6 protein-coding genes and 1 pseudogene are annotated in these 10,185 nt (G+C 58.9%); 1 reads left to right on the plus strand and 6 read right to left on the minus strand.

Annotation, left to right across the window (positions count from 1 at the left end; translation table 11 throughout):
- Positions 1-233 precede the first annotated feature (233 nt).
- From VK725_RS08750 to VK725_RS08770, 5 genes are all read right to left on the minus strand, one after another.
- Positions 234-1,796: an alpha-N-arabinofuranosidase gene (locus VK725_RS08750; RefSeq protein WP_325317679.1), complete on the minus strand. Its 1,563-nt coding sequence runs from the start codon at positions 1,794-1,796 to the stop codon at positions 234-236.
- Positions 1,797-2,010: 214 nt separating this feature from the next.
- Positions 2,011-2,424 (minus strand): hypothetical protein, encoded by a 414-nt coding sequence (locus tag VK725_RS08755; RefSeq protein WP_325317680.1) that lies wholly within the window; start codon positions 2,422-2,424, stop codon positions 2,011-2,013.
- A gap of 944 nt (positions 2,425-3,368) precedes the next feature.
- Positions 3,369-4,823, minus strand: a complete 1,455-nt coding sequence (locus VK725_RS08760) for an efflux transporter outer membrane subunit (RefSeq protein WP_325317681.1) — start codon at positions 4,821-4,823, stop codon at positions 3,369-3,371.
- Positions 4,820-7,996 carry an efflux RND transporter permease subunit gene (locus VK725_RS08765; protein ID WP_325317682.1) on the minus strand — a complete coding sequence of 1,059 codons (3,177 nt, stop codon included), beginning with the start codon at positions 7,994-7,996 and terminating at the stop codon, positions 4,820-4,822. The genes VK725_RS08760 and VK725_RS08765 overlap by 4 nt, the downstream gene beginning before the upstream one ends.
- The gene (locus tag VK725_RS08770; protein ID WP_325317683.1) at positions 7,993-9,129 is read right to left on the minus strand and encodes an efflux RND transporter periplasmic adaptor subunit; all 1,137 of its coding nucleotides are present in this window, start codon (positions 9,127-9,129) and stop codon (positions 7,993-7,995) included. The genes VK725_RS08765 and VK725_RS08770 overlap by 4 nt, the downstream gene beginning before the upstream one ends.
- Before the next feature lie 151 nt (positions 9,130-9,280).
- On the opposite strand from VK725_RS08770, the gene VK725_RS08775 reads away from it, so the two are divergent.
- Positions 9,281-9,898: a TetR/AcrR family transcriptional regulator gene (locus tag VK725_RS08775; protein ID WP_325317684.1), complete on the plus strand. Its 618-nt coding sequence runs from the start codon at positions 9,281-9,283 to the stop codon at positions 9,896-9,898.
- Positions 9,899-9,976: 78 nt separating this feature from the next.
- Here the strand turns inward: VK725_RS08775 and VK725_RS08780 are convergent.
- A pseudogene (locus VK725_RS08780) lies at positions 9,977-10,185 on the minus strand (fatty acid desaturase); the annotation flags it as partial.

Below are 10,185 nucleotides of genomic sequence, written 5' to 3' on the forward strand. Positions count from 1 at the left end.
CAATTCCGCACTTACGGTCTTGAGCTGAGCGAGACTGTCCTCGCGCATCAGCGTTCCCGGATAGTCCGATCCGATGGATAACTCATAGTAGCGATCGAGCGGCGAGGACACGCCATCCACATCAACGGCGATGTGCCGAACATTTTGATCGGCTTGCACCGCAGACGCCCCAAAGCAAAGAACAATTGCTGCCACCGATACGCGCAACATAAGGTTCACCCGCCGAGCGCGCATCAGTGAAGGTCCAGCACGACAACGGATTTTGGCGGCAATACGACTGTTACCAACCCATGCTTGAATGTTGCGCAGTCAAACGGTTCTGGCTTGACTCGGTCCGGATGATCGAATGTGTTGATGGTGTTGATCGCCGGCGCGGTCAACTCTCGGCCATGTACAGCCGATCCTTTGACGCCGGGGATCGTCAAGCGAACGGTATCCGCGTGGTGAGGATCGAGATTCACCAGTGCTACATGCACGACACCGGCAGCATCGCGTCCTGCTGTGGCGTGGACACCCGGCACCGAAGCAGTCCCGTAGCGATATGCCGGTGCCTGTATGTCTACCGGTAGATAGGTCGCACCCTGAAAAACCTTGTACATGTCGAACACGTAATACGTCGGCGTCAAAACCATTCTTGATTGATCGGTGAGTATCATCGCCTGTAGCACGTTCACCATTTGTGCGATGTTGGCCATGCGCACGCGGTCAGCATGCGCATGGAAGATATCCAGGGTGATGGCTGCCGAAAGCGCGTCGCGCAGGCTGTTCTGCTGATAGAGCGCTGCCTCGCTCGCGCCGGGTTCCTGATCCATCCAATTGCCCCATTCGTCCACCACCAGCGCCACGCGTTTCTTGGGATCGTATTTATCCATCACCGCACTGTGCTTGGCGATGAGATCGTCCATGCGCAAAGCGCCTTGCAACGCTGACATCCATTCACTCTCACCGAATTGCGTGGCCGAACCTTTGTGCAACCAGTTGCCGGTCGGAATGGTGTAGTTATGCAAACTGATGGCATCGATCTGGCTGCCCGCGATCGACATGACGGTATCTGTCCAGCCGACATCGTCAGCGTTCGCACCGCTGGCGACCCTAACCAAAGGCGCATTACGCGGCGCATGCACGAATGTAGCGTACTGGCGGTAGACATCGGCATAGAACTGCGAACGCATGGAACCACCGCAACCCCACATCTCGTTGCCGATGCCGACGTAATCGAGCTTCCACGGCTTGTCGCGTCCGTTCGCACGCCGCTCTTGCGCCAGGCTCGAACGCCCATCTGCCGTCATGTATTCAATCCATTGGCTCATCTCGCGCGGCGTGCCGGTGCCGACGTTGATGCTGATGTAGGTCTTGGCACCGATCAGCTCGGCGAAATCCATGAACTCCTGCGTACCGAACTGATTGCTGTCTTCGCCGCCCCAGGATGCATTCATGCGCACGGGCCGCTTGTCACGCGGACCAATGCCGTCGCGCCAGTCGTATTGATCGGCAAAGCAGCCACCGGGCCAGCGAATGACCGGCACCTTGATCGCCTTCAACGCGTCGACAACGTCCTTGCGATATCCCCTGATATTAGGAATGGAGGAATTCTCCCCAACCCAGATACCGCCATAGATGCCACGCCCCAGCTGCTCGGCGAACTGACCGTAGATTTCCGGATGGATGACCGGCCCGGGCCGGTCTGCATGCACGATGACCTGGGCTTCCTGGGTGACATCCGCATATCCATGACCCGATACCAGCACCAGCAAGGCGACAAGACAGCCTCTCCACGCACCAACCTTCGCCTTCATCAGCCTCTCCCCAGGGAAACATGGGAAGTCGAGCAAATTTCGGGTAACGATTTCCAGGGGGAGGCTTTTATGATTTTGATCAGTGCCGCTGTGTTTTTATGCCAAGCCTCGACCGCCATGGCAATAGCTGCCCGTTGGGCCCATGTTTCGGCTTTCCAATGGAAGCGGACATTACATCGAAGACCGGCCTCCAACGCCACGGTGTGGTCGCGCCTTATGGGTCCCACACAGGTTTCGTCACGGGCAAAGACGACCGCTGACTGATCAATGTTAGGAGGTCGTCGAAATCGACCAAATTGCTCCCAAAGCTCAGGCTCTGACCATCCGAAAACTTGATCGTGGCGACCCTTCCCGCCTTAGTCCTTCGCACTTCGATAGACGTGGCTTTGCAAAGCGCGTAGTGCCGCCGTGTAAAGGCGCCGACTTCAAGGGTCGATCCGTCGACGTAGATGCCATATTTCCACGCTAGAGCACCGATGGCAGCAACGATCAAGGGCACGGCCGCCATGAGCAAATACCCCAATGGCAGCACTTGCCGTTCACTAGGCAAGAAAGGCATCGCAGAAAAAATCAGCGCAACAACGAAGATCAGCGACGAGAGTCGCCGCGAGAAACGATAGATTTTCACGTCGCTTTCCATTGCCGCCCCAGATGTCCAGGCTTTCAGATAGCTTATCGAGGAATATCCGCGTTTGGTTGTGAGCTCAATGGGTCAATGCAACACCCGGTACAGAGTTATAAACAAGCGCGCCACTACGCCATCCCCCCGCTTTGATGAGTTACGTGAATCGTCAATCTCCCAGACACCTTAAATGTAGGGATAAATGCGCGAGAGGTGCGGCGCGATAGCTTAAAGCGGTCTTCAAGGAATTGTGGGCGCCTCTCAACGCCCCCAACCCGTTTGGCCAATGTGTTGCATTCACCGGTTGAAACGGCAGTCGAAGGCGGCCACTCAACGTCTGAGTTAAGCGACGCGCGGAACGCTCATCCGCTTAAGCGGATAGTTAGCCCGGCAGGTCACCGGCAATCTTTTCTCCATTTACGCAGATGCGGGCTTTTACGGTAACGACGGCTTCAACAAAAACCTCAACGAGAGGGCTATCGGGCATCCCAGGCTCGAAACGCGCACTCAATGAAGGAACGCCAGGATTGGCCACGAGCTTGTTGTTCTTGTCGCGACACTCCCCATCGATATACAACCTTGCTCCACCGAGCCAAGCATTTGTAACGCGAATCTGGTGTCCTTGAAACTCAGCAACCCATTCTTTTTTTATCTAGCACCCTTGGGCCTAACTACCGAATAGACGGACGTGCCCGTCCGGTCATACATCTGCGCGCACTTGTCGAGCGCAATCCGTAAAGCACTCACTTTCAGAAACTTTACCCTCACCGCGCCGGCTAACAATCTGAAGCAAGTCGGACATCGAATGCATCCCCGGCGATGTCCACTGTCGACAGCGGACATTGCCATCACGCTAGCGCCCTACTATCGGCACGGCTGGACACTGCCCCCCACAATGATCGCCAACCCTCGCCGAAGTTTACCCGGATCACGTCCGGGATCGCTCCAGGTTATCTTGGCGCCGCAGGGGGCGTTCCCATCGACTGGAACAGGGCTGCTGTATCGCTCATGCGTGCGGCTCTGGCCTGGATCTCGCTCAACTTCGCACTCTGAAGATGCTGCTCGCTTATGACGGCTTCCGGATAGGAAACCGCCCCGAGACGATAACGCGCGTCTGTGTCGGTGAACGATTGCGATGCCGCCGCCGCTTCGTCGGTTGCGGCTTGAAGTGTCAATGCATCCTGATTCAACGCGGTCAGCGTATCGGCAACGTTCTGGAATGCATTGAGGACGGCTTGCTGGTATTGCGCCAATGACGCGTTGTAACTCGCAATGGCGGCTTTGCGTTGTGCCATCAAAGCGCCGCCGTGAAAAATCGGCTGCGTAAGCGAAACGCCTGCACTCCAGATCGAGCCGGAAGCGGTAAACAAATTCGCTGGCTTGAATGCCGCAGAACCCAACGCCGCGGATAGTGAAATATGCGGAAACAGATTGGCCGTAGCGACGCCTACCTGTGCAGATGCCGCACGCACCGACGCTTCCGCGGCGAGCACGTCCGGACGCTGCTGCAGCAGATCGGAGGGCACACTGACCGGAACATCCACCGGCAGGTGCAGTTGCGCCAGCGTCAGATTCGACGGCGCCTGATCCGGCGTACGCCCCATCAACACGGCCAACGCATGGCGTGCGCGCAAGGCTTGGCTGCGCAACGGCGGAATCGAGGTATCGATACTCGCAGCCTGCTGCTGCATGGCCAGCACATCATCCTGCGATGCCGCGCCAAGTCGATACGAGCGCTCGGTCAGCGCGGCCTGTTCATGCGCCAGCGTGGACAGTCGCTCGCTGGTGCTCAACTGCTCCGCCAACGACGCTGCATTGATGGCGGCGATCACAATGTTCGCCGCCAAGGCACGCTTGGCCGCGTCGAACTCGTAGGACTGTTGATCGACCTGCGCCGCGGTCTGCTCGATGCCGTGACGTGTGGCACCGAACAGGTCGAAGTTGTAGCTGAGCGCGAGTTGCCCCGCATAGACGTCGTAGAGATTGGTCGGTGGGCCTATGCCCGGGAAACCCAACGCGCGCTGGCGACTGGTCTGTCCTTGCGCGTCCAGCGTCGGCAACATGTTTGCACCGACTTGCGCACGCAATAGTTGATGGGCTGCTTCCAGCGTGTGCTGCGTTGCCGCCAGCGACGGATTGTTGCGCAGACCTTCATCGACCCAGGCATCGAGCGTGTCGCTGCCGTACAAACGCCACCATGCCGGGACCGCACGCGCGCCCAGGCTGAAATGCTGTGCAACGTCGTCGGCCTTGGCACTGTCCGCGGGTGTCGGCTGCACCGCGTAGTGCGCGGGTGTGGGTGGTGCGGGTGGTTTGGCGGGCGGGGCAAAAGCACAACCTGCCAACGTCATGGTTGCCACCAGGACCGCCACGCGTGTCGATCGAATCATGATTTCGAATCTCATGCTGCAACCTCCGGCTTCGGCGCCGGCTCATCGGCGCGCACGCGGAACCACGCGGCATAAAGTGCCGGCAGATAGAACAGCGTAAGCACCGTCGCGACAGTGATGCCACCCATCAGGGAAGTTGCCATCGGGCCGAAGAAGTTGCTGCGCAACAGCGGTATCAAGGCCAGCACCGCTGCTGCTGCAGTCAACGTGATCGGGCGGAAACGGCGAACCGTGGCACCGATGATCGCTTCCCAGCGCGGATGCCCGGCGTGAATATCCTGCTCGATCTGGTCGACCAGAATCACCGAGTTACGCATGATGATGCCGAACATAGCGATCGTGCCCAACATCGCGACGAAACCGAATGGCTCATGAAACAACAGCAGCGCGGCGATTACACCGATCAACCCCAAGGGCGCCGTAAGCACCACCATGAAGGTGCGACCGATGCTTTGCAGTTGAATCATCAGCAAGGTCAGCACAGCGATCACCATCAACGGCATTTGCGCATTGATCGAACTCTGCGCTTTCTCGTTCTGTTCGACCGAGCCGCCGACCTCGACGCGATAGCCCACCGGCAGATGACTGCGGATATCAGCGAGCTTCGCATCGATAACGTTCGTGACGTCGAGACCCTGCGCACCGTTACGCGTGTCCGCTTGCACGGTAATCGACGGCTGACGATCGCGCTCCCAGATCACGCCGTACTCCAGACCATACGTGACGTGCCCGAGCTGCGCCAACGGAATTGCCGTGCCGTTCGATGTGGGTATGGCTAACTGTTCGATCTGATCGGGATGAATGCGATCGCCATTCGTACTGCGCAGATCAACCGCGATCAGTTTGTCGCGCTCGCGGAACTGCGTCACAGTCGTACCTGACAAGGTCATCGCCAGGAAATTGGCGACATCCTGCGAACTGATGCCCAACTGGCGCGCTTTGATTTGGTCGACCTCGAAACGCACGGAGCGCTCGGCCGGCTCATCCCAATCGAACTGCACATTGGTAGTGTCGTGGTCAGCACGCATTACCGTAGCCACCTGTTCTGCAATGCCCCGTACGGTGGCGATATCGTCACCGTCGACACGAAACTGCACCGGAAAGCCTACGGGCGGTCCGTTTTCCAACCGGCTGACACGACTGCGCACCTCGCTGAAATCGCGCTTCAGCTCGTCATCCAAATACGTCGCAAGTTGCTCGCGTTGCTTGACGTCTTTGGCGGTAATCACGAACTGCGCGAAATTGGGCTGCGCCAATTGCTGATCCAGCGGCAGATAGAACCGGGGCGCGCCGTTGCCGACGAAACTGACGTAGCTGGCGATTTCCTTGCGGTCATGGATCGCCGCTTCAAAGCGCTTGGTCTCACGCAGCGTCGCGGCCAACGAGGCGCCTTCCGGCAAGCGCAAGTCGACCAGCAACTCCGGACGATCCGAACTCGGGAAAAACTGTTTGGGCACAATTCCGAAACCCGCCAGCGCCACCACGAACAATGCAACCGTCGATGCCAACACCAGCCAACGATTGCGCAGGCAGAAGTTCAGCCAACTACGAAAGCGCCTATAGAACGCAGTGTCGTAAATCTCGATCTCATCGCCGTTATGCACGGGCTGGATCGCCTTCGCGGCGCGCGCGTCACGCCAGCGCTGCGGCAGGAAACGTGCCCACCACTCCTGTCCCGGTTTGGCGCGCTGATGATGTTCGGGCAGCATGTGATAGCCCAGCAGCGGAATCACGATCACCGCCGCAAGCCAGGACACCAGCAATGCAATCGCCGAGACCTCGAAGATCGAGCGCGTGTATTCGCCAGTGCCCGACTTGGCCAAGGCGATCGGCAAGAAACCCGAAACGGTAACCAGGGTGCCGGTCAGCATCGGGAAGGCCGTGCTGGAATACGCGAAAGCAGCGGCACGCACCCTGCCCCAGCCCTGTTCCAGTTTCACCGACATCATTTCGACGGCGATGATTGCGTCATCGACCAACAGGCCCAGCGCGAGCACCAATGTGCCAAGCGATACTTTGTGCAGGCCAATGCCGAACACATCCATGCACAACGCGGTGGCCGCCAACACGAACGGGATCGAGATCACCACCACCATGCCCGTGCGAAAACCCAGGCTCAGCAAACTCACCAGCAACACAATCGCCACAGCCTCGGCGACGGATTCAAGGAAGTCGTCGACCGAATGGGACACCGCATGCGGCATGCTGGTCACTTCCGATAACTTCAGCCCTGCCGGCAAGCGCTTCTGCAAGGTGCCGGTCGCTCGATCGAGCGCGTTGCCCAGTTGGATCACATCGCCGCCAGGTTGCATCGTGACGCCAATGCCTAGCACCGGCCGTCCCATAAAGCGCATCACCTGGCTCGGCGGATCGTCGTAACCGCGTCGGATGGTGGCGATATCGCCGAGTCGGAAACTCTTGCCATTGATATGTAGCAAGGTATCGGCCAGTGCATTCATATCGTCGAACTGCCCGCTCGGACGCACGAACACGCGGTCGTCGGCGGTTGTCAGAACGCCGGTAGACGCTACCGCGTTCTGCTCATTGATCGCCTGACCGATCTGTTGCGGGCTGATGCCCAACTTCGCGAGCTGTACATTCGGGATATCGATGTAGATGTGCTGATTTTGATCGCCGAAGTAATCGACTTTAGCAACACCGGGTACATGCAGAAGTTCGGCGCGCAATTGATCGGCGTAGTCGTGCAGTTGCGCCGGCGTGTAGCCATCGCCTTCCAGCGCATAGATATTGGTATAGACATCGCCGAATTCGTCGTTGAAGAACGGGCCTTGCACACCCTGCGGCAACTGCGTGCCGATATCGCCGACTTTCTTGCGCACCTGATACCAGGTGTCCGGCACGATGGAGGAAGGCGCGGAATCCTTGATATTGAAAAAGATCAGCGACTCGCCAGGACGCGAATAGCTGCGCAGGAAATCGATCGCCGGTGTTTCCTGCAACTTGCGCGAAATGCGATCGGTCACTTCCTCCTGCACCTGCTGCGCGCTGGCACCGGGCCAGAACGTCTGGATCACCATCACTTTGAAGGTGAACGGCGGATCTTCCGATTGCGAGAGATGCTTGTACGACAGCAGACCGAACAGCGCGATCATACCCATCAGGAAGAACACCAGGGACTGATGACGCAGAGCCCAGGCCGAAAGATTGAAACGTCCTTCGTTGCTCATTGCGGCGCATCCTCAGGATGCGGCGGCGCGATCGGCGCGACTTTTTCGCCGATCGACACGGTATGCACACCTTGCATCACAACGCGTTCGCCTGCTTGCAGACCACTGGCGATCAGCACGTCATGCTCGCCGTAACGGTCGATGGTGACGGGACGCAATTCAAGCGTGGCGTCGGCAGGTCGAATCACCCATACAGCGGGGTGCTCGCCTTGATGAAATAAGGCGGTGACAGGAATGCTTATGGCTGTGCTCGATGTTTTTACGGCTTGCAAAACGACATCCGCGGTCATGCCGAGCTGCAACATGTCTGCGGGTCGATCGATAGTCAGCTTGACCAGATAGGTGCGCGACTGAGGATCCGCTGCCGGCGACATTTCACGCACCCGTGCATCGAAGACGCGGCCGGGCAATGCCGGCAGCGTCACCTTGGCGACTTGCCCGATAACGATGCCATCGATGCGGCTCTCCGGTACATCGAGATACACCTCGCGCTCGCCCGACCACGCAAAGCCGAACACGGCTTGCCCGGCGGACAACACCTGGCCGGTGTCTGCTTGCCGACTGGTGATGGCGCCGTCGTGATCGGCGATCAGCGTCGTGTAACGCGATTGGCTCTGCGCCAGTTCGAACTGCTGTTTCGCCTGGTCGCGCGCAGCCAGCGCGGAAGCGTACGCATCCTGCGTTTGTTCCAACTGCAGATGGCTGATCAGGTTCTGCTTCGATTGCGCTTCGTCGCGGTCGCGTTGCTGGGTGGCGAATAGCAGGCGATGCTCAGCCGCATCGAGGGCCGCCTTCGCGGCAGCCAGCTGATTGCCGGCATCGGTGGGATCGAGTTGCGCCAGAGCCTGTCCTTTCTTCACCAGGTCACCCGGATTGACGTAGCGCGCCGTCAGCTGACCGCCCACTCGAAACGACAAAGGCATTTCGTAACGCGCGTGGATGTCGCCAGGAAATCGGCCCGCCGACACGCCGTCGACGGCCTGTACCGGCAGGGCGATCACGGGCATGGCTTGGTCGACTTCAGGTGCTTTCTTGCCGCAGGCCGCCAGCAGCAACGATATGACCACGGTGCCGGCCAGCCAGGCGGCCCTCCGCGTCAGGCCGGGTGGCGTGGGGAATTCTTGCTGTTGCACGGGCCACTCCTGGGGATAGATGGGGGCTGAAGACCGCGACGGACCTTTCCGTTGCGGCCCTTAAATACGTCAATGAACTCTAATACACTACTGTATCTGAATGCAAATGAGTATTGAAATACATGTGCCAAACGGCGTGGTACCATGCCGCATGCCACGTAAACGATTGACCCGGGAAGAAAGCCGCGAACAGACCCGCCTGCGCCTGCTCGACGCCGCGGCGGTGGCGATTGCCAAAAAAGGCCTGACCGCGACCAGCGTGGAAGACATCGCCGGACAGGCCGGCTACACCCGTGGCGCGTTCTACTCGAACTTCAAGAGCAAGACCGACCTGTTCATCGAGCTGCTCAAGCGCGATCACATAAGCATCCAGGAAGATCTGCAGCGACTGCTGGACGCCGACCTTTCCAGCGACGACCTGCAAAAACAGCTGGCGCAGTTCTATGCCCAGTGCTATCGGGACCACACCAGTTATATCGTCTGGGCCGAAGCACGCCTGCATGCGGTGCGCGATGCAAAATTCCGCCAACGCCTGAATACGCTGTGCCTGGAAAAGCGCGACACCATCGCTTATTTCATCGCGCAGTTCTGCAAGCGCCTGGACATGCCCGTGCCTGCCGCCGCCAAGGATCTCGCGCTCGCGAGCATGGGGCTGATCGACGGCGTGCTTTACTTCAATATCACCATGCCGAACGAACTGTCCGATGCCGCCGCTGAATCGGTATTGAGCACGATCTTCAGCGCAACGTTCTTTGGCAACAAGCCCTGACAAATATCGCAGGTTGAGTTAGCAGCGTGCGTGATCGTCAGATCACCAGCGCGCGCGGTGGGCCCACGCACGTCTCCTTTAGCGTACTTTGCCAAACCCGCGAAACTGCCGGAGCGCTGCCCTGAAATAACCAGCGTCGTTATCGGGAGCGGAAGCTACGGCATCCACGCGCACGAGCGCAGGAAGTGCTGTCCACGGCAGTGTCGGATATCGGTGATGCAGGCGGTGAAGATGATGATTCATCAACACGGGGTGCCAGATAGCCGGCGCGCGAAAGTTGCGAGCCC

The organism is Dyella sp. (assembly GCF_035486915.1).
Classification (GTDB): domain Bacteria; phylum Pseudomonadota; class Gammaproteobacteria; order Xanthomonadales; family Rhodanobacteraceae; genus Dyella_B.